This is a genomic window from Falsiroseomonas bella (assembly GCF_003173615.1).
Taxonomy (GTDB): domain Bacteria; phylum Pseudomonadota; class Alphaproteobacteria; order Acetobacterales; family Acetobacteraceae; genus Falsiroseomonas; species Falsiroseomonas bella.
Window position 1 is genome coordinate 352729 of sequence record NZ_QGNA01000002.1, and the last position, 19698, is coordinate 372426.

15 protein-coding genes and 1 other RNA gene are annotated in these 19698 nt (G+C 72.0%); 4 read left to right on the top strand and 12 right to left on the bottom strand.

The window, feature by feature from the left end; all coding sequences use genetic code 11:
• Position 1: 1 nt before the first annotated feature.
• The 7 genes from DFH01_RS09965 to DFH01_RS09995 all read right to left on the bottom strand — a co-directional run bounded on the left by DFH01_RS09965 (position 2) and on the right by DFH01_RS09995 (position 6352).
• Positions 2 to 1960: a peptidoglycan D,D-transpeptidase FtsI family protein gene (locus tag DFH01_RS09965; RefSeq protein ID WP_109870290.1), complete on the bottom strand. Its 1959-nt coding sequence runs from the start codon at positions 1958 to 1960 to the stop codon at positions 2 to 4.
• Complete coding sequence (gene ftsL, locus DFH01_RS09970) at positions 1957 to 2667, bottom strand: cell division protein FtsL (RefSeq protein WP_109870291.1); 711 nt, start codon at positions 2665 to 2667, stop codon at positions 1957 to 1959. The genes DFH01_RS09965 and ftsL overlap by 4 nt, the downstream gene beginning before the upstream one ends.
• A complete protein-coding gene (gene rsmH, locus DFH01_RS09975) occupies positions 2664 to 3611 on the bottom strand; it encodes a 16S rRNA (cytosine(1402)-N(4))-methyltransferase RsmH (protein ID WP_109870292.1) in 948 nt (315 codons plus the stop codon). The genes ftsL and rsmH overlap by 4 nt, the downstream gene beginning before the upstream one ends.
• The gene (locus DFH01_RS09980; RefSeq protein WP_158287692.1) at positions 3608 to 4084 is read right to left on the bottom strand and encodes a division/cell wall cluster transcriptional repressor MraZ; all 477 of its coding nucleotides are present in this window, start codon (positions 4082 to 4084) and stop codon (positions 3608 to 3610) included. The genes rsmH and DFH01_RS09980 overlap by 4 nt, the downstream gene beginning before the upstream one ends.
• Before the next feature lie 355 nt (positions 4085 to 4439).
• An RNA gene (gene rnpB / locus DFH01_RS09985) (RNase P RNA component class A) lies at positions 4440 to 4850 on the bottom strand.
• Between the two features lie 55 nt (positions 4851 to 4905).
• Positions 4906 to 5577, bottom strand: coding sequence for an N-acetylmuramoyl-L-alanine amidase (locus DFH01_RS09990; protein ID WP_408609183.1), 672 nt, complete (start codon positions 5575 to 5577; stop codon positions 4906 to 4908).
• A gap of 4 nt (positions 5578 to 5581) precedes the next feature.
• On the bottom strand, positions 5582 to 6352 hold the full coding sequence (locus DFH01_RS09995) for a TerB family tellurite resistance protein (protein WP_109870294.1): 771 nt from the start codon (positions 6350 to 6352) through the stop codon (positions 5582 to 5584).
• A gap of 130 nt (positions 6353 to 6482) precedes the next feature.
• Between DFH01_RS09995 and DFH01_RS10000 the strand changes: the two genes are divergently transcribed.
• Together DFH01_RS10000 and DFH01_RS10005 are read left to right on the top strand one after the other, a co-directional pair.
• Positions 6483 to 10091: a hydantoinase B/oxoprolinase family protein gene (locus tag DFH01_RS10000; protein WP_109870295.1), complete on the top strand. Its 3609-nt coding sequence runs from the start codon at positions 6483 to 6485 to the stop codon at positions 10089 to 10091.
• On the top strand, positions 10088 to 12946 hold the full coding sequence (locus DFH01_RS10005; RefSeq protein ID WP_109870296.1) for an AsmA family protein: 2859 nt from the start codon (positions 10088 to 10090) through the stop codon (positions 12944 to 12946). The genes DFH01_RS10000 and DFH01_RS10005 overlap by 4 nt, the downstream gene beginning before the upstream one ends.
• Here the strand turns inward: DFH01_RS10005 and DFH01_RS10010 are convergent, their stop codons facing one another.
• The 3 genes from DFH01_RS10010 to DFH01_RS10020 form a co-directional block, all read right to left on the bottom strand.
• On the bottom strand, positions 12947 to 13171 hold the full coding sequence (locus DFH01_RS10010; RefSeq protein ID WP_109870297.1) for a ribbon-helix-helix domain-containing protein: 225 nt from the start codon (positions 13169 to 13171) through the stop codon (positions 12947 to 12949).
• The gene (locus DFH01_RS10015; RefSeq protein WP_109870298.1) at positions 13168 to 14577 is read right to left on the bottom strand and encodes a class II fumarate hydratase; all 1410 of its coding nucleotides are present in this window, start codon (positions 14575 to 14577) and stop codon (positions 13168 to 13170) included. Before DFH01_RS10015 ends, DFH01_RS10010 begins: the two co-directional genes overlap by 4 nt.
• A gap of 130 nt (positions 14578 to 14707) precedes the next feature.
• Positions 14708 to 15376, bottom strand: a complete 669-nt coding sequence (locus DFH01_RS10020) for a PEP-CTERM sorting domain-containing protein (RefSeq protein WP_158287693.1) — start codon at positions 15374 to 15376, stop codon at positions 14708 to 14710.
• Positions 15377 to 15835: 459 nt separating this feature from the next.
• Here DFH01_RS10020 and DFH01_RS10025 point away from each other — a divergent pair, with 459 nt between their 5' ends.
• A complete protein-coding gene (locus DFH01_RS10025; protein WP_109870300.1) occupies positions 15836 to 17236 on the top strand; it encodes a dipeptidase in 1401 nt (466 codons plus the stop codon).
• On the opposite strand, the gene DFH01_RS10030 is transcribed toward DFH01_RS10025, so the two are convergent.
• Together DFH01_RS10030 and DFH01_RS10035 are read right to left on the bottom strand one after the other, a co-directional pair.
• Positions 17237 to 17650, bottom strand: coding sequence for a VOC family protein (locus DFH01_RS10030; protein WP_109870301.1), 414 nt, complete (start codon positions 17648 to 17650; stop codon positions 17237 to 17239).
• A 2-nt stretch (positions 17651 to 17652) separates the two neighbouring features.
• Positions 17653 to 18096, bottom strand: a complete 444-nt coding sequence (locus DFH01_RS10035) for a RidA family protein (RefSeq protein WP_233256059.1) — start codon at positions 18094 to 18096, stop codon at positions 17653 to 17655.
• A gap of 54 nt (positions 18097 to 18150) precedes the next feature.
• On the opposite strand from DFH01_RS10035, the gene DFH01_RS10040 reads away from it, so the two are divergent.
• Positions 18151 to 19698: an ABC transporter substrate-binding protein gene (locus DFH01_RS10040; protein ID WP_109870303.1), complete on the top strand. Its 1548-nt coding sequence runs from the start codon at positions 18151 to 18153 to the stop codon at positions 19696 to 19698.

Genomic DNA, 19698 nt, shown 5'->3' on the forward strand with positions numbered 1-19698 from the left:
GTCATCGCGGGGCAAGGCTCGCCTCCCGCTGCGGCGCGGGAGGGACGGCGGCGCTGCGCGCAGGGGCGGCGGCGGGCGCGGGCGTCGTCACGGGCGTCGCCGCGGGCGCCGCCGGCTGGCCGGCGGGCGCGGGGGTGCGCGGGGTGGCGGCGCGCGTCCCGGCGGGGCGCGCGGGCTGCATGGGTATGGAGATCGAGGCCTGGATCTCCTCCAGCCGCTCGGTGTCCGGCACCATCCCGAGGATCGGCGCGACGGAGCGGATCACCATGCCGGCGGCCGGCGCGGCCACCCAGCCGGCGGTCGCATAACCGTGGCTGCGCGCATTCGGCTTCGGTTCGTCCACCATCACATAGATGGCGTAGCGCGGCGCCTGCATCGGGAAGGCGCCGACGAAGGCGGCGATGCGCTTGTTCTCGAGGTAGCCGCCGCGCGGCCCGGTCTTCTGCGCCGTGCCGGTCTTGCCGCCGACGAAATAGCCCGGCACGTCGGCGCTGCGGCCGGAGCCGGCGGTGACGACCAGCCGCATCAGCCGCCGCATCGTCTCGGAGGTGCGCTCGCTGACCACGCGGCGGCCCTCCGCCGCTTCGCCGGGCGCGCGCGCGAGAAGCGTCGGCTGGCGCAGGATGCCGCCATTCACCAGCGCCGAGACGCCGGTGACGACATGCAGCGGCGTCACGGAGATGCCGTGGCCGAAGCCGATCGTCATGGTGTTGATCTCGCGCCAGTCCTGCGGGCGCGGAATCAGCGGCAGCGCGGCCTCCGGGAGCTCGATGCCGAGCCGCGAGCCCATCCCCATCCGCACCATGAACTCGCGGTGGCGCTGCGTGCCGATCGCCACGGCCATGTGCGCCGAGGCGAGGTTGGACGAATAGGCCAGGATCTCCGGCAGAGCGAGCCAGCGGTTCTTGCCGCGGAAGTCGTTGATGGTGAAGCGCCCGTAGCGGATCGGGCGGGAGGCGTCGAAGCCGCTCCAGATGTTCACCACGCCGTAGTCGAGCGCCGCCGCGGCGGTCAGCAGCTTGAAGGTGGACCCGGGCTCGTAGACTCCGACGGTCGCGCGGTTGAAGCGCGGATTGTAGCCGGCCTCCTCGCGCCGCACGTTCAGGTCGTCGCGCCGCACCGGGTCGGAGAGGTCGAAGTCGGGCAGGCTCACCATGCCCAGCACCTCGCCCGTCTGCACATCCATCAGGATGCCGGCGCCGCCGATGCCGTTGAACTCGGCGATCGCGCGCTGCACCGCGTCACGCAGCGCGAGCTGCACGCGCACGTCGATGGCCAGCCGCAGCGGCTCGCTCGCGTTGTTGCGCAGCCGCTGGTCGAAGCGGCGCTCGACGCCGGCGATGCCGTTGCCGTCCACGTCCACGCCGCCGAGCAGATGCGCGGCGGACCGGCCTTGCGGATAGGCGCGCCGCTCCGACTGCTCGAAATAGAGGCCGGGGATGCCAAGCGAGTTCACCGCCTGCTGCTCGCGTGGCGTCAGGCTGCGGGCGATGTAGGAGAATTGCCGCTCGCCGGAGAGCCGCGCCGTCACGCGCTCCACATCGAGCTGCGGCAGCACCGTGACCAGCCGGCGCGCGACGGCGTCCGGATTCTCGATCTCACGCGGATTGGCGTAGAGCGCCGTGACGGGGAGCGACACGGCCAGGATCTCGCCGTTGCGGTCCGTGATCACGCCGCGCTGCGGCTGGTGCTCGGCCGGGCGCGTGGCCTGCTCCATCGCCTGCAGCCGTTTGGGGGCGGCAGGGTCCAGGACCATGGCATCGGCGAGGCCGAAGGCCACGCCGCCGAACAGCACGCCGAAGCCGCCCGCCGCGATCACCAGGCGCGCGCGCGTCCGGCGCAGCATGGCGCGACGGGCGAGTTCCGGCCGTGTGACCTTCACGACCTGGTTGCGCGCGGCATCGGCCAGTTCAGGCCGTCCGGGCGGCGCGGCATCCGGTGCGGGCGGGATCGGGATCATCGCAGCGTCGCAGCCGCGGCGGGCGCGATCGGGACGGGCGGGGCGAGCATCGGCCGGCCGAGCGCGGTGGCGCCGCCGAGCGCGGAGACGACGGCGGGCTCCTGCGCGGCGATGCGGGTGGGGCGGGGCGCCGGCTCGGCCGGGGGCGGGGTGTGGACGGCGGGCCGCACCACGGGCTGCGGCTGCGGTCGGGGGGCGGCGCGCACGGGGGTGGGGCGGGGCGCGCTGGCCTCGGCGATGCGGCTGGCCTGCTCGGCGCGCTGCGCGGCGAGGGTGGCGACGAGGGCCTGCGGCGCCGGCGTCTCCGCCTGGCTGCTGGCCGGCTGCGCCGCGGGCGCGCGCTCCGGCGCCGTGGCCAGCATGGTCGCCGGCGCTGTCGAGGGTGCCGGTGCGAAGAGGTCGGGGGCGCCGGCAAAGGCCACGGCATTCGGGAGCCGGCGCCCGAGGTCGCCGAGCCGCACGAAATGCTGCGGCTGCATGGGCTCGAGCGTCAGCAGATGCGTCGCCGTCTGGCGCAGCCGGTCGGGCTCGTTCAGCAGCGCCCATTCGGCGCGCAGGATGTCGATGCGCTGCCGCGCCTGCTCGGTCTCGCGCCGGATCTCCAACAGTTCGCGGTCCTTGACCGCGACGGCGTGCTTGACCTGGTAGAGCCAGGCCCCGGCCCCGGCGAAGGCGAGGAAGCAGAGCACGGTGAGGGGGCGGATCATGCGGGCACCTGCTTCGGGGGGCTCAGGCGTTCAACGGCGCGCAGCCGCGCCGAGCGCGCCCGCGGGTTGGCATCGGTCTCGTTCGCGCCGGGGCGCAGCGCCTTCGGCGTGACCAGTGCGAAATCGGGTGCGGCGCGGCTCAACAGCGCCGCCGGATCGTGACGCGAGGCTCCGCCCTGCCGCCCGCTGGCCTCGGCCATGGCGCGCTTGACGATGCGGTCCTCGAGCGAATGGAAGGAGACGACGACCAGCCGCCCGCCAGGCGCGAGCAGCCGCATGGCCGCGACGATACCGCGCTCCACTTCGCCGAGCTCGTCGTTCACTGCGATGCGCAGCGCCTGGAAGGAGCGGGTGGCGCCGTCGATGCCGGAGGGATCGCGCGGCACGGCGCGGCGGACGATCTCCGCCAGGCGCGCGGTGGTCTCGATCGGCGCCTCGGCGCGGGCGCGCAGGATGGCGCGGGCGACGCGGCGCGCGTGCCGCTCCTCGCCGAACTCGGCGATGATCGTCGCGAGCGCGTCCTCCGGCAGCGTGTTCACGAGGTCGGCAGCGGTCTGCCCCTCGCGCCCCATGCGCATGTCGAGCGGGCCGTCCGCGCGGAAGGAGAAGCCGCGCTCCGCCTCGTCCAGCTGGAAGGAGGAGACGCCGAGATCCATCACCACGCCGTCGAGCTGCGTGACGCCTTCGGCCGCCAGGCTCTCGACCATGTCGCCGAAGCGGGCCTGCAGCAGATGCAGCCGGCCGGGATGGCGTGCCGCCAGCGCCGCGCCACGCGCGATCGCGTCCGGGTCGCGATCGATCGCCCAGAGCGTGCACGCCGCCGCCGCCAGGATCGCCGCGGCATAGCCGCCGCCGCCGAAGGTGGCATCGAGATAGGTGGCGCCGGATTGAGGCCGCAAGGTTGCCAGCACCTCCTGCAGCATGACGGGGACGTGCCCGGTCATGGCACGGCTCTCGGAGTCGTGTTGAGAGGCATGGCGGCCAGAGTGAGGCGTTTTTCGCGCACGCGCGCCTTGGCCTCCGCGACATGCGCCTTGGCCTTCTCGGCGTCCCAGATCTCGAATCGGTCGCCCTTGCCGAGGAAGGCCACCGCTTCGCCGAGTCCGACCTCCTCGACCATCTCCTCCGGCAGCACCAGGCGGCCGTCGCCGTCGATGCGCATCAGGCTGCTGTCGGCGATCAGCCCGGCCTCAAGGTCGTCGCGGTCTTCGGAGAAATGGGCCAGGCTCAGGACACTCTCCAACATCTGCTGGAAAACGGCGCGGGAACGCGCTTCGATGCACGGATGCTGGTGGGAGATGCGGAAGACGAGATGCGAGGTGGCGGAGGCTTCGAGTTCGGCGCGGAACGGTGCGGGCACGGAAATGCGGCCCTTGCGGTCCAGCTTCCCGAAATGCGTGCCCACGAACTGGGTCATCGCGCCTGTCGCTGCCCCCACGACGGCTCCGGGCCATCGTCCCCCGCTCAGCGGCCGGCGGGGCCCCCCGACCCCACCGGCTCGCCCGACCATCCCCACGGTAGCCCTGAATGCCCCCCGAGCGGGCCACCGTCACGGGATGCTGTGGGATAGCACGGGCAATTTCGGGATCACAAGCATAATTCGGTTGGGGCGATCTTCAAACCTCCGGATAAAACGCTCCTTCATCAAGTGGTTACGGGGCGTGCCTCAGAGCGATCACAAGGTATACAAACAGATTCCCTGCAGATTGTCGTGCTTCGTTGTTTGTTCCTGCATGGCGGCGCGAAACGGCCTGTCGGGCGGGGAAAAAGGTGGCGCCGGGTGGCCTGTAAGCCGGGTTCTGTCCGCGCCTTTCGGCGCTGGACGACCATTCCTCTGGACCCTGCGTCGCCGCAGGGTTCACGCGGCCAACCCGGGCGGCGGGGCGGGAATGCCCCTGCGTCGGCGGTGTGACCCGCCACGCCGGCCGCCCCTATTCGGCCTTGCTCCCGGTGGGGTTTGCCATGCCGCCCCTGTCGCCAGGGGCGCGGTGGGCTCTTGCCCCACCCTTTCACCCTTGCCGCGGGAGAGGTCTCCCCCTGCCGTGGCGGTCTGCTCTCTGTGGCACTTTCCCTGGGCCTCGGGGTTTCCCCCTCTGCCCGCCGGCCGTTGGCCGGCACCGCATTCCCGTGGAGCCCGGACTTTCCTCCAGCCTTTGTGGGCCAGCGGTCGCCCGGCCACCCGGCGCCGAGGGGGATGTCGCGCCTGGGGGCGCGCGGGTCAATGGTTGCCGCGTTGCGTCAGCCGCAGGCGGCGGCGACCGCGTTCAGCCGCGCCAGCGTGCCGGCATCCGCGATGCCGTCCACGCGCTGCGGCCGCCAATGGCGCTGGAAGGCGCGGATCAGCACGTCCGGCGGCAGGTCGGTGCGGTAGCCGATACTGCCGAGCAGCGTCAGCGCGTCCCCCCCTGGCGCGCCGTCGCGCTCCGGCCAAAGTCCGACACCATTGGCGGCCAGGCCCTGCCAGTCGAAGAACTCACCCGGATCCTCCTTGCGGTCCGGCGCCACATCCGAATGCGCCACCACGTTGCGTGCCGGAATCGGGTGGCGAGTCAGAATCGCCAGGCACAGCTCGCACACCGCCGCCATCTGCAGCGCGGGGAAGGGGCGGTAGCCCCATTCATGGCCGGGATTGACGATCTCGATGCCGATCGAGCGCCCGTTCAGAGCCGCATTGCCCCGCCAATGCGAGACGCCGGCATGGAAGGCGCGGCGATCCTCCGGCACCAGTCGGAACACCGCGCCGTCTTCCTCCACCACGTAGTGCGACGAAACCTTCGCCGCCGGGTCGCGCAACCGCGCGATCGCCTCCTCGCCGCTCCGCATGCCCGTGTAGTGAAGGATCAGCGTGTCCACCGGCGTGCCGGCCGGCCGCTCGTCGTGGTTCGGGCTGGGCAGGTCGCGGATTCGCACCCGCTCAAAGGCCTCGCTGCCGCTTGATGCGGTCCCACGCCGCGTTGATCTCCGCGACTTTCCGCGTCGCCCGGTCCACGAACTCGGGCGGCACGCCGCGCGCGGCGAGGCCGTCCGGATGGTTCTCCCGCATCAGCTTCCGCCAGGCGAGCCGCACCTCCTCGTCGGTCGCCGCCGGTGTCAGGCCCAGCACGGCATAGGCATCGTCCGTCTGCTTCTGCTGCTCCACGCGCGAGCCCGACTGCCCGCCGCCCTTGCAGCGGTCCCACGCGGCGTGGTCCAGGCCGAAGCGGAGGTGGATGCCCTGCAGCACCGGCAATTCGCCGACCGTGATCGGGCCGTCGCTGCGCGCGATGTAGAACAGCGCCGCCAGCACGTCCTCCAGCATGGCGCGGTTGTCCGCGAAGGCCTCCCCGAGCCGTTCGGCGAAGGGCTCCCAGCCATCGGCGTCCTGTCGCGCCTGGTCGAACATCTGCCCGACCTCGCGCAGGTTCTCCGGCGGGATGCGGAACATCGCCTTGAAGGCGTCGATCTCCTGCCGCTTCACCGGCCCGTCCGCCTTGGCCAGCTTGGCCGAGAGCACGATCACGCTGATCGCGAACAGCGTCTCCTTGTTGCCGAGCAGCGCCGCCATGTCGGCCGCGCCCGGCCCGATCCGGCCCGGAATCGCCCCCTGGTCGGCGGCATGGCCGAGCGCCGCGCCGACCACGGCACCGAGCGGCCCCCCGGTCAGGAACCCCCCGACACCGCCCAGAATCTTGCCCCAGACGCCCAAGCCGCCTGTTCCGTCACCCCGTTGGTCCCTGCTCCTAGCATGCGGCGCCGGCCGGCTACAGGTAAGGGGCGTTGACGGAACCGCCGGCCTGCCGACAGAACCGCTCCGAATCTGACGCAAGGACAAGCCCATGGCCGGCTGGCAGTTCTGGATCGACCGTGGGGGCACCTTCACCGACATCGTCGCCCGCGATCCGGCAGGCCGCCTTTCCACCCGCAAGCTGCTCTCGGAGAACCCCGGCCGCTATCGCGACGCCGCCGTCGCTGGCATCCGCGCCTGCCTCGGCCTGCCGCCAGACGCGCCGATCCCGCCTGGCACCATCGAGGCGGTGAAGATGGGTACCACCGTCGCCACCAACGCCCTGCTGGAGCGCAAGGGCGAACGGGTGCTGCTGCTGGTGAACCGCGGCTTCGGCGACATGCTGCGCATCGGCAACCAGGCCCGCCCGCGGCTCTTCGACCTGAACGTCAGGCTGCCCGAATTGCTGCATGAGCGCGTGGCCGAGATCGGCGGCCGCGTCGCGGTGGATGGCGCGGAGATCGAGGCGCTGGATGAGGCCGCCGCGCGTGACGCGCTCGCCGAAGGGTTCGCCGCCGGCATCCGCGCCGTGGCGATCGTCATGATGCATGCCTGGGCGCATCCGGCGCATGAGCTGCGCCTCGGCGCGTTGGCGCGGGAAGCCGGCTTCACCCAGGTCAGCCTCTCCCACCAGGCGTCGCCGCTGCCCCGCATCGTGCCGCGCGGCGACACCACGGTGGTGGACGCCTATCTGTCGCCCATCCTGCGCCGCTACGTCGAGCAGGTCGCTTCCGAACTTCCCGGCGTGAAGCTCTATTTCATGCAGTCGAGTGGCGGCCTGGCCGAGGCTTCCTCCTTCCAGGGCAAGGACGCAATTCTTTCGGGGCCCGCCGGCGGCATCGTCGGCGCCGCCCGCACCGCCGGCATGGCCGGATTGAACAGAATAATCGGCTTCGACATGGGCGGAACCTCGACCGATGTCGCGCTCTATGCCGGCGAGTTCGAGCGCGCCTTCGAGACGCAGGTGGCGGGCGTGCGCATGCGCGCGCCGATGATGGCGATCAACACCGTCGCCGCCGGCGGCGGCTCGATTCTTTCGTTCGACGGGGCGCGCTTCCGGGTGGGGCCGGAGAGTGCCGGCGCGGTGCCCGGCCCGGCTTGCTACCGCCGCGGCGGACCGCTGGCGGTCACCGATGCCAATGTCATGGTCGGCAAGGTGCAGCCGCGCCACTTCCCGGCGATCTTCGGCCCGAATGGTGACCAGCCGCTCGACGCCGACATCGTGCGCGCGCAATTCGCAGCGCTCGCGCAGGAGATCGCCGCCGCGACCGGCGCGCAGCAGACGCCCGAGCAGGTCGCCGAAGGTTTCCTGCGCGTCGCCGTCGCCAACATGGCGAATGCGATCAAGCAGGTCTCGATCCAGAAGGGCCACGACGCCACGCGCTACGCGCTGCAATGCTTCGGCGGCGCGGGCGGCCAGCATGCCTGCCTCGTCGCGGACGAGCTCGGCATGGAGACGGTGTTCATCCATCCCTTCGCGGGCGTGCTGTCCGCCTACGGGATGGGCCTTGCCGACCAGACGGTGATCCGCGAGGCCGCCGTGGAGGCGCCGCTCTCCTCGGCCGCGCTGCCGGATCTCGCCGCGCGGCTGGATGCGCTGGAAGCGGCGGGGCGCGACGAGCTGGTCCGGCAGGGGGCCGCGCGCGGAAACCTGTCGGCCGCGCGGCGGCTGCACCTCCGCTACCAGGGCACCGACAGCTTCCTGCCCGTGCCCTTCGCCGACCATGCGACGCTGGTCGCATCCTTCACCGAGGCGCATCGCCGCCGCTTCGGCTTCGCCACGCCCGAGCGCCCTGTGATCGTCGAGGCGTGCCTGGTGGAGGTGACCTCGCCTGGCGAACGCGTAGACGAGGCCGCGCTGCCGCCGCGCGCTGCCGACGAGGCCATTCCGCGCCTCGATACGGTGCGGCTGTTCAGCGGGGGCGCGGCGCATGACGCGCCAGTGCTGGATCGCGAGTCGCTGCATGCCGGCGACCGCATCCCCGGCCCCGCCCTTATCCGGGAGGCGATCGCGACCACCGTCGTCGAGCCCGGCTGGACCGCCGAGGTCACCGCGCTGAACCACTTGGTCCTGCGCCGGACGGAAGCGCGCGCCGCCGCGAAGCTCGCGGACCTCTCGCGCCCCGACCCGGTGATGCTCGAGCTGTTCAACAACCTCTTCATGAACATCGCCGAGCAGACCGGCGCGGTGCTGCAGAACACGTCGCTCAGCGTGAACATCAAGGAGCGCCTGGACTTCTCCTGCGCCATCTTCGACGAGACGGGACGCCTCGTCGCCAATGCGCCGCATGTGCCCGTTCATCTCGGTGCGATGGGCGAAAGCGTTCGCACCGTGATCCGCTCGCGCGGCGCCACCCTGAAGCCTGGCGACGTGGTGGCGCTGAACAACCCCTACAATGGCGGCACCCACCTGCCGGACATCACGGTGATCACGCCGGTCTTCGCCGAGAACGAACGAAAGATCCTGTTCTTCGTGGGCAGCCGCGGGCATCACGCCGATGTCGGCGGGCTGACTCCGGGCTCGACGCCGCCGGGATCGAAGACCTTGGAGGAGGAAGGCGTCGTCATCGACGATTTTCTTCTGGTCGATGGCGGCCGCATCCGCGAGGCCGAGTTCCGCGACCTTCTCGCCGCGGCGAAGTATCCGGCGCGCAGCCCCGACGTGAACGTCGCCGACATCAAGGCGCAGGTGGCCGCCAACGAGAAGGGCGTGCAGGAACTGCGGCGCGCCGTCGCGGAATTCGGCCTCGACACCGTCCGCGCCTACATGAAGCATGTCATGGACAATGCGGAGGAAAGCGTCCGCCGCGTGCTCGATCGCCTGCAGGACGGCAGCTTCGAGACGACCATCGACGATGGCACCCCACTCAAGGTATCGGTCCGCGTATCTCGGGAAAGTCGCCGCGCCGTCATCGACTTCACCGGCACCGGCCCCCAGCGCCCCGACAACTTCAACGCCCCGGCCGCCGTCTGCCGCGCGGTCGTGCTCTACTGCTTCCGCTGCCTGGTGGGCGAGGACATCCCGCTCAACGATGGCTGCCTGGTGCCGCTCGAGATCGTCGTGCCCGACGGCACCTTCCTCTCGCCGCGCCCGGGTGCCGCGGTGGTGGCAGGCAACACCGAGGTCAGCCAGATGACCTGCAACGCGCTGCTCGCGGCCCTCGGCGCCTGCGCCTCCGCCCAGGCGACGATGAACAACCTGCTGTTCGGGGACGCAGTTTACCAATACTACGAGACGGTGTGCGGCGGCACCGGCGCGGGGCCGGGCTTCGCCGGCACCTCGGCGGTGCAGACGCACATGACCAACACCCGCATGACGGACCCCGAGGTGCTCGAGCTTCGCTACCCCGTCCGCCTCGAGGAATTCGCCATCCGCCGCGGCTCCGGCGGCGCCGGGCAGTGGCCGGGCGGCGACGGCAGCCGCCGGCGCATCCGCTTCCTGCGCCCGATGGAAGCGGTCATCGTCGCCTCCCGCCGCACCGTTCCGCCGCATGGCATGGCGGGCGGCAGCCCTGGCGCGCCGGGCCGGCAATGGGTTGAGCGCGCGGATGGCAGCATCCACCCGATGAAGGGCCAGGACCGCGCCGCGCTCGCCGCCGGCGAGGTGCTGGCGCTGGAGACGCCGGGCGGCGGCGGCTGGGGCGCGAAGCCGGCCGGATGAAGCGCCTCGGCCTCGCCTCCGGGCTCCTTCTGCTGCTGGTGCTGGGCGCGCTCTGGCTGGGCCCGCGCTTCGTGGACTGGGAGCCCTGGCGCGAGCGCCTGGCGGAGATCGCCACCGACCGGCTCGGCCGGCCGGTGACGCTGGAAGGGCCGGTCGAGCTGACCCTGCTGCCGCGCGCGGTGGTGCGCGCCGGCGGCGTCACCATCGCCCCGCCCACCGACATCGGGGGCGACGCCGCCTTCCAGGTCACCGCCCGCATGCTGCGCGTGCGGCTCGACCTGTTCTCGCTGCTCGCGGGCCAATTGGCGCCGCGGGAGATCGCGCTGGTCGGCGCCGAGGTCACGCTGCCCTGGCCGCCCGGCCCCGTCCTCGCCTTCCGCCCGCCTGCCTGGATCACCGAGCTCGATGCCGAGATCGAGGATGCGCGGGTACGGCTCGGCGAGGCCGTGCTGGAGGGCGTCAGCGCCCATCTCAGCTCCGGCGGCGCGGCGCAGGCGCTCGAGATTTCCGGCACCTTCGCCTGGGCCGGCCGTGCTGCCCGCTTCGCGGCGACCCTCGGCCGTCCTGGCTGGGACGGAATCGCACCGGTCGAGCTCTCCCTCGCCTTGCCCGAAGCCAGTGGCCGCGCCCGCGGCGTGCTGGTGCCCGATGGCGGCTTCGAGGGGACGATGGAGGTCTCCGGGCCCGATCTCTCCGCCCTGCTGCCGAGCCCGCCCGGCGCCTTCCGCGCCTCCGGCCGGCTGACCGCGACTGCGGACCTGTTGGCCGCCGACGACCTGGCCATAGACCTGGCGGGCGCGCCCGCCCGCGGCGCGGCAGCGTTGCGCCTGGTGCCGGCGCCGCGGCTCGACGTCGCCCTGCTGGCCAGCCGCCTCGACCTCGATGGCTGGGTGAAGGCGTTGCGCCAGGCCGGCCCGCGGTCCTGGCCCGTCTCGGTGGATCTCTCGGCCGAGGCCGCGAGCTTCGCCGGCCTCACGCTCCGCCGACTGCGCGGCGCCGCCTTCCTCGAGGATGGCCGGCTGACGCTCACCGATGTCTCGGTGCTGCTGCCCGGGGAGACGGAGCTCGACTTCGCCGGCGCCACCGCCGGCGCGCGGCTCGAGATCGCCGCCCGCTTCACCGGCCCCGACATCCGCGCCACCCTCGCGGCACTGAACCTGCCGGTGGAGGATCTCGACCCGAGCCTGCTCCGCCGCGGCGAGGGGCGCTTCCGGCTGGTGCTGGAGGAAAGCCAGGCGGCGGTGCCTGAGCTCGCCGCCACCTTCGAGGATCTGCGCCTGTCCGGCGCCGGCACGCTGCGCCACGGGCCGCGGCCGGCGCTGGGCCTCGGCCTGACCGTGGACCGGCTGGATCTCGGCCGCTGGCTGCCGCGCGGGATAGACCTCGACCAGCTCGGCCGCGCCGTGGGCGGCATGGACCTCAACCTCCGCCTCGCCGCCGAGACGGCACGCTGGGGCGAGGCGGTGATGGAGCGCGCGGCACTCGACGCCGCCGCCGAGGGCGGGCGCATCACTGTCCGCCGCCTATCCGGCCGGCTCGCGGAGGCCGACGTCATCGCCTCCGGCACCGCCCAGCTCGGCCGCCAGCTGCGCTTCTCGGACATCACGCTGGAGGCGAACGGATCCAACGCCCGCGGCCTGTTCGACCTGATCCCCGGCACCTGGCCCGATCTGCGCCCCCTCGCGGCGAAGCCGGTCTCGCTGCGCCTCTCCGGCGGCGGCCCGGCCGAGGCTCTGGCGCTGAAGGGGGAGGCGGAGCTCGGCGAGCTGCGCCTGGAGGCGACCGGAACGCTCGACCTGCCGGCCGGCCGCGCGACCGCCGCGACCACGCTGCGCCATCCGGGCGCGCCGCGCCTGCTGAACGAGGCCTTCGGCTGGGATGTGGGGCCCTGGCTCGGCGACGGGTCGTTCTCGCTGATCGGGAATCTTGCGATCGGCCCGAACCTGCTCTCCGCCGAAAGCTTCGAACTGGTGGCGGGCGGGCTGCGGGCCGGCGGGCAACTGGCATTCGGCTTCGCGCCGCGGCCGCGCCTCGCCGGGCGGATCGTCGCGGAACGCCTGCCCCTGCCGCTGCCCGGCCTGCGGAGCACGGAGCCGCTGCCCCTGGACGCGCTCGCCGGCTTCGATGCCGAGATCGCGCTGGAGGCGGGGCGCGTCGAGGCCGCCGGGACGGTCCTGCAGGAGGCTTCGGCGATACTGCGCCTCGCCTCCGGCCGCCTGGCGCTGGAGCGCGTGGCGGGGAAGCTTGCCGGCGGCCGCGTGGAAGGCGGGATCGCGGCGGACCTGACCGCTTCCGGCGCGCCGCGTCTCGCGCTGGAGATGCAGCTGATCGACTCGACCCTGGCCGCGCCGCTGCTCGGGCTGCCCTTCGACCTCACCGCCGGCCGTGGCGACGTGGCGGCGCGGCTGACCGCGAATGGCCATGCACCGGCGGCGATGCTCGCCACGCTGTCGGGGAGCTGGCGAACGACGCTGCGCGACGGCGTGCTGACCGGCCTCGACCTGGCCGCGGCCGCCGGCGCGACGGGGCTGGGCGACCTGGCGGAGGCGGAGGCGGCGGCGCGCCGCGCGCTGACGGCCGGCGCCACGGCCTTCGACCGGCTGGAGGCGGCCGGGAGCGTCGAAGCCGGGCGCATCGTGGTTGAGTCCGGTCGTGTCACCACCGAATCCGGCGCCACGGCGATGCTGTCGGGCAGCGCCGACCTGCCGCGCTCCACGCTCGACCTGCGTTTCGCGGTGCGCCCTGCCGCGGCGGAGGCGCCCGAGCTCGGCCTGCGCGTCACCGGTCCGGCGGCCGAGCCGCGGGTGCTGCCCGAGACCGCCGCCTGGGCACGCTGGCGCGCCGAGCGAGGATGATCAGCCGCGTTCGGCGGCGTCCTCCAGCGCGAAGACCCTGAGCGCGCTGGCCAGCGGCAGGTCGGGATCCATCCGCGCTGCGTCCAACTCGGCGACCAGCGCCGCAAGGCTGCGGCCACGCCGCGAAGCCGCCGCCTCCAGCGCCGCCCAGAAGGCCGGTTCCAGCGCGACGGAGGTGCGGTGCCCGGCGAGCCGGAAGCTCCGCTTGCGCAGGTGCCGGCTCACCCGCCCGCCAGTGTCGTGCCGGGCCGGACCATCTCCTCCGGACGCACCCAGCGGTCGAACTCCTCCGGCGTCACATGGCCGAGGCGCGCGGCGGCGTCCTTCAGCGTGATGTCCTCGGCCAGCGCCGTCTTGGCGATCTGCACCGCCTTGTCATAGCCGATCCGCGGGTTCAGCGCCGTCACCAGCATCAGCGACTTCCGCAAATTGTCGGCGATGCGCGCCAGGTTCGGCTCCAGCTTCGCCACCATGTTCTCCGCGAAGCTCGCCGCAGCATCGCCGAGCAGCCGCGCCGATTGCAGCACGGACTGGATGATCACCGGCTTGAAGACATTCAGCTCCAGGTGCCCCTGCGCGCCGGCGACGGTGACCGTGACATGGTTCCCCATCACCTGCGCGCAGACCATGGTCAGCGCCTCCGACTGCGTCGGATTGGTCTTGCCCGGCATGATCGAGCTGGACAGCCCGTCGGCCGGGATGACCAGTTCCGCGATACCGGCGCGCGGCCCGCTGCCGAGCAGCCGCACGTCGTTGCCGATCTTGTTCAGCGAGACTGCGACGGTGTTCAGCGCGCCCGAGACCTCCACCAGCGCGTCATGCGCGCCCATGCCTTCGAAGGGGTTGGGATTGGCGGTGAAGGGCAGGGCGGTCAGCGCCGCCATGCGCTCGGCGAAGGCGCGCGCGAAATCGGGATGCCGGTTCAACCCCGTGCCCGCGGCCGTCCCGCCCTGCGCCAGCGGCATCAGCCGCGGCAGCGCATCCTGCAGGCGCGCGATGCCGAGCTCCACCTGCCGCGCCCATGCCGCTGCCTCGTGCCCGAGCGTGACCGGCACCGCATCCATCATGTGGGTCCGCCCGATCTTCACGATCGCCTCCCACGCCGCCGCGCGCTCGGCCAGCGCGGCATGCAGCGCGCGGAGGCCGGGGATGGTGCCATGCGTCACCGCCTCGGCCGCGGCGACATGCATCACCGTCGGGAACATGTCGTTGGAGGACTGGCCGCGGTTCACATGGTCGTTCGGGTGGACCGGCGCGCGCGGATCGGCGGAACCAAGTGCGCGGTTCGCCAGATGCGCGATGACCTCGTTGGCGTTCATGTTGGTCTGCGTGCCGGAGCCGGTCTGCCAGACCGGCAGCGGGAATTCCCCGTCGTGGCGGTTGGCCGCGACCTCCGCCGCAGCGGCGATAATTGCCGCGGCGATGTCCTCCGGCAACTCGCCGAGCGCCTTGTTGGCCTCGGCCGACGCCTGCTTCTGCAGCCCGACGGCGCGGATCAGGATGGGCGGGAAGCGCTCCGTCCCGATGCGGAAAAGGCGCCGGGCCCGCTCCGTCTGCGGGCCCCAGAGCCGATCCGCCGGGATCTCGATCGTGCCGAGGGAGTCGGTCTCGATGCGAAGCGAATCGGGCATGCGGATACCTCCGCCCGGGGATATGGGGCGCCGGCGCCGGCGCGCCCATCACGGAGGCGCTGGCCGGCGCGGCCCGGGCGGCGCCCGGCGGAGGGTGGGATGGCCCGCCGGGCCATCCCTTTTCGACAGGCTAGCGGCGCGGACCCATGCCGTAGCGGCGCAGCCCCGCCATGCCGAGCAGCCCCATCCCGAACAGGGCGATGCTGACCGGCTCCGGCACAGGTTCCCCCGGGACTGGGCTGGCGGTCATGTTCAGCTGCTCCGGCAGGTTGTTCGCCGCGACATAGACCAGCTGGAAGTTGCCGACGTTGAGCGTGTAGTTCGTTCCGATCGGTGTCGTCGGCTCGGTGCTCGCGAGCGGCGTGACCAGCGACCCACCCTGATACAGGCCGATGCCGTCGTCATGGGTGATGATGCCCTGGATCTTGCTTGCGGTCGTGCCGAAGATGTTCAGCACCGTGGTCTGCAAGAAGCCCCCGCTGCTGAGTTGGACGTTCAGGTCACCGCCGCTCGGGACGTAGCTGCCGGTGCCGGAATCGAGAAACGCGGCGATCGTGTTCGTCCCGTTGCTCGGCAGGAAGAAGTCAATGTCGCCCGTATAGATCACAGTGGCGTAGGGCGTGCCCGTGATCAGCGGGTTCGTGTCCACGGCCTGGACGCCTGGCGAAGTGATGGTGCCCCCGCCATTGCCCCGGTAGACGTCGATGGTGAAGGTGCCGTTGAGCTGGGCAGCCATGGCGCCGAACGACATCCCGATGGTCGCTGCGGCGACGACGATTCCCCTTGTGAGCCAGTGCATCTTGCAGCTCTCCCAATGGTTGTGGACCGGGCGTGCGCGCCAAGCCCGTTGGCGGACGGTGCACGAAGTGTGCCGAACAAATTCGTCCATTTGCATACAATACCTTGCGTGCCTGGATGGGTGACAGCGCGGCGGCCATGTAAGGAATCCTGACAGTCGCGGTGCAATCGCCGGTGGCAAGCGCGGCGAATTTCCAAATCACCAACCAGAACCGATCTCTCGTGCTGCAGTATTCGCCTGGAAGTTGCGGCTTCGCCCGCATGGCCACGGGCGCGGGGCGCAAGCAGGGCCATGCGGGCGTCTCGCGCCGGAAAACAGCGCCGCCTCTCGCACTATGGGCGGATCATCTGTAAAGGATACCGACACCATAACCCGGCATGCGCCGCGGCGGGCGGGCACGGGCTTGCGCCCAGCCCGCTGGCGCCCGGGTCGGCCAGTGCAAGCCTGGGAGTTGCCGGAATGAGCGAGCGCGTCATCACGCGGCTGCTGGAACAGCGCGAAGCGATCCTCGAGCGCCTGCTGACGCTGATCCGCTTCCCTTCCGTCAGCACCGATGCGGCCTTCGCCGAAGGGATGCGCGGCGCGCGCGAGTTCCTGCTCGCGCGGCTGCGCGCCATCGGCCTCGAGGATGTGCGCCTGCTGGACGCGCCGGGCGGCCAGCCGGCGGTGTTCGGCGCCTGGACCGGCGCCGGGCCGGACAAGCCGACCATCATGATCTACGGCCATTACGACGTGCAGCCGGCCGATCCGCTGGAGCTGTGGCACTCCCCGCCCTTCGAGCCGACCATCCGCGACGGCCGGATCTATGCGCGCGGCGCTTCCGACGTGAAGGGCTCGACCACCATCGCGATCGAGACGGTCGCCGCCTTCCTGGCCGTGGAGGGCGGCTGTCCCGTCAACGTCAAGGTGTTCCTGGAAGGCGAGGAGGAGGTCGGCAGCCCGAGCCTGCCCGCGCTGATCGAAGCGAACCGCGACCTGCTCGCCGCCGATGCCATGCTCTCGGCCGATGGCGGCGGCGCCGCGGGGAAGGCGCCGGTGCTCAACATCGGCTGCCGTGGCATCGCTTCGCTGCAATTCAGCCTGCGCACCGCCAGCAAGGACGCGCATTCGGGCAAGGTCGGCGGCGCGCTGCGTAACGCGCTGCACGAGATGGCTCGGCTGATAGCCACGCTCCATGACGAGCAGGGGCGCGTCATGGTCGAAGGCTTCGAGGCCGGGGCGACGCCCGTCACCAATGCGCTGCGTATGGAGGCGGCGTCGCTGCCGCTGGACGAGGCCGCCTGGTATGCGCAATTCGGCGCCACGCCCTTCGGCGACCCGGCCTACACCGTGCGGGAACGGACCACGCTGCGCCCGACCGTCGAGGTCAACGGCATGTGGGGCGGCTACACCGGCGAGGGCGGCAAGACCGTCACCCCGGCCGAGGCGCATGCCAAGCTCACCATGCGCCTCGTGCCCGGCCAGGACCCGGCGGCGGCGCAGGCGGCGGTGAAGGCGCATCTGGAGCGGCACGCGCCGAAAGGCGTTGCGCTGGACTTTCAGTACCGGCCCGGCGGCACGCGCGCCTACACGCTGGGTGCCGACCATCCGCTGCGCGCCGCCGCCGCCGCTGTGCTGCGGCGGGAGAAGGGGGGCGAGCCCGCGGTGACGCGGCTTGGCGGCACGGTGCCGATCACGACGATGTTCCAGGAACGTCTCGGCATGGACAGCCTGATGTTCGGCCTGGCGAGCCCGGACGAGGACGCGCATGCGCCGAACGAGTTCTTCCGCCTGTCCTCGCTGGACGAGGGGCTGCGGCTCTGGCCGCTGCTGCTGGCGGAGATCGGCCGGATGCGGGCGGCCGATTTCCGCCCACGCTGATCAGACGGGCAGGGCGTCGCCGTAGCTGGCAATCTCGATCAGGTTGCCGTCGGGATCGCGGCAATAGACCGAACGGATCGGGCCAAGCGCGCCCTGCTTCGCCACCGGGCCGAGCTCCACCGCGACGCCGATGCCCTGCAGGTGCTCCACCACCTGCTCGGGCGGGACGGTGACGACGAAGCAGAGATCCTGCGTGCCCGGCAGCGCCGTGACGGAGCTGAACCACGCCTCCTGCGTCGCGGTGTGCGGGCGGAGGTTGATCTTCTGCCCGCCGAACTTCAGCGCCGTGCGGCGCTCGCCCGTGCCGAACTCCTCCCGCTCCATGCCCAGCACGCGCTGGTACCAGCCGGCGCTGATCTCCACGTCGCGGCAGGTGATGACCAGGTGGTCCAGGCGGTCCACGGCGAAGCGCATGCTCAGCTTTCCCCTTCCGTCGCGCGCAGCCGCGCCGTCACCTCGATCTCGATCCGCATGGCCTCGGACTGCAGCCCGGCGACCAGCATGGTGGCCGCCGGCCGCGCCCCGCCGAGCCAGCGCTTCACCACCGGCCAGCAGGGCGGCCAGTCGGCGCGGTCGGGCAGGATGAAGGTGGCGCGGACGATGTCGTCCATGCCCGCGCCCGCCTGGCGCAGCGCGGCGTCCATGTTGCGGAATGCCTGCTCGCACTGTGCCACCACGTCCGGCGCGATGGTCATGGTGGCGTAGTCGTAGCCGGTGGTGCCGGAGACGAAGACCCAGCCATCCTGCACCACCGCGCGGGAATAGCCGATCTCCGCCTCGAAGCGGCTGCCGGACGAGATGTGCTGGCGGGCCATGACGACGCCATATCGCAGCCCCGGCGCGACAGGAAGGGTGGGCAAGGCGCGAGACATGGTGGCAGTCTGATTGCCGCACCGCCCGAAGGAGCCCAGCCCATGCGCCGCGCCACCCGCCTTCTCACAGGCCTCGCCCTGGGCGCATCGCTGCTCGCGGGGCTGCCCGCGGTGGCGCAGACGCTGCGCATCGGCATGCAATCGCCGCCCAGCACGCTTGATCCGCACTGGCTGCTGAACCTTTCGAACACCGGCGCGCTGCGGAACATCTACGACACGCTGGTGGCGCGTGACGCGTCCATGGCGCTGCAGCCCGGCCTCGCGGAATCCTGGCGCGTGGTGGACGACACGACCTGGGAGTTCCGGCTGCGCCCCGGGGTGAAGTTCCATGACGGCTCGCCGCTCACCTCGGCCGATGTGGCGGCCAGCTTCCAGCGCGTGCCGAACGTGCCCGGCAACCCGAACCCCTACACGATCTACCTGGCCGGCGTGACGGGCGTGGAGGTGATCGACGACCTGACCTTCCGCATCCGCACCAGCGGCCCGACGCCGATCCTGCCCACCAACCTGACGCAGATCTTCATCGTGCCGCGCTCCGTCGCCGATCTCGGCAATCCGGAGTTCAACTCCGGCCGCGCCGCGATCGGCACCGGCCCCTTCCGCCTCGGCAACTGGCAGACCAACAGCCCGCTGGTGCTGCGCCGGAACGAGACCTGGTGGGGCGGCAGCGTGCCGTGGGAGACGGTCAGCTTCACCCCGATCCCCAACGACGCGGCGCGCGTCGGCGCGCTGCTGGCGGGCGATGTGGACTTCGTCAACAACGTGCCCTTGCAGGACACCGGCCGCATCCAGGGCGACCGCCGCTTCGCGCTCTTCGCCGGCCCCTCGATCTATGCTGTCAACATCTACCCCGATGTCGAGCGCGACGACGCGCCGGGCATCGAGGCGGGCGGGCGCAACCCGATGAAGGATGTGCGCGTGCGCCGCGCCATGTCGCTGGCGCTGAACCGCGAGGGCATCGCGCGCACCATCATGGAGGGCTTTGCCGATCCCACCGACCAGCCGGTGCCGCCCTTCATCTTCGGCGCCATCGCCGACCGCCCGGTGCCGGCGGCCAACCTGGACGCCGCGCGCGCCCTGCTGAACGAGGCCGGCTGGGGCCAGGGCTTCGGGGTGAACCTGTTCTGCTCGCCCAACCGGACGCCCCGCATCTGCCAGGCGATCGCCGCGGCCTGGACGCGCATCGGCATCCGCACGACGGTCGAGGTGGTGCCGCAGGCCACCTTCCTGCCGCGGCGCAACCGGCGCGACTACGGCGTCTTCGTCACGGTCTTCGGCTCATTGACCGGCGAGACCTCCTACCTCATCGGCTCGCAGCTGCATCGGCCGCGCATCGTGCCGGGCCTCGGCGCGCTGAACTTCACCGGCGCCGGCACGCCGGAGATGGACGCGCTGATCCAGCGCGCCCGCGGCACTCTCGACGACACCGACCGCGCGCGCCAACTCGCTTCATTGGTCAAGACGGCGTCCGACGACGCGCTGATCATCGGCGTCGGCGTGCTGCGCTCGGTGAATGCCGGCACCGCCAGCCTGACCTTCCAGGCGCGCGCCGATGAGGAAGTGCAGGCCATCGAGATCCGGCCGCGGTGA

Bases quoted from the DNA above. Each gene is read 5' to 3' on its own strand.
- DFH01_RS10000 (WP_109870295.1), top strand. From the start codon at position 6,483: ATGGCCGGCTGGCAGTTCTGGATCGACCGTGGGGGCACCTTCACCGAC.
- DFH01_RS10015 (WP_109870298.1), bottom strand. From the start codon at position 14,577: ATGCCCGATTCGCTTCGCATCGAGACCGACTCCCTCGGCACGATCGAG.
- DFH01_RS09980 (WP_158287692.1), bottom strand. From the start codon at position 4,084: ATGACCCAGTTCGTGGGCACGCATTTCGGGAAGCTGGACCGCAAGGGC.
- DFH01_RS10040 (WP_109870303.1), top strand. From the start codon at position 18,151: ATGCGCCGCGCCACCCGCCTTCTCACAGGCCTCGCCCTGGGCGCATCG.
- rsmH (WP_109870292.1), bottom strand. From the start codon at position 3,611: ATGACCGGGCACGTCCCCGTCATGCTGCAGGAGGTGCTGGCAACCTTG.
- DFH01_RS10025 (WP_109870300.1), top strand. From the start codon at position 15,836: ATGAGCGAGCGCGTCATCACGCGGCTGCTGGAACAGCGCGAAGCGATC.
- DFH01_RS10020 (WP_158287693.1), bottom strand. From the start codon at position 15,376: ATGCACTGGCTCACAAGGGGAATCGTCGTCGCCGCAGCGACCATCGGG.
- DFH01_RS10030 (WP_109870301.1), bottom strand. From the start codon at position 17,650: ATGCGCTTCGCCGTGGACCGCCTGGACCACCTGGTCATCACCTGCCGC.
- DFH01_RS10005 (WP_109870296.1), top strand. From the start codon at position 10,088: ATGAAGCGCCTCGGCCTCGCCTCCGGGCTCCTTCTGCTGCTGGTGCTG.
- DFH01_RS09965 (WP_109870290.1), bottom strand. From the start codon at position 1,960: ATGATCCCGATCCCGCCCGCACCGGATGCCGCGCCGCCCGGACGGCCT.
- ftsL (WP_109870291.1), bottom strand. From the start codon at position 2,667: ATGATCCGCCCCCTCACCGTGCTCTGCTTCCTCGCCTTCGCCGGGGCC.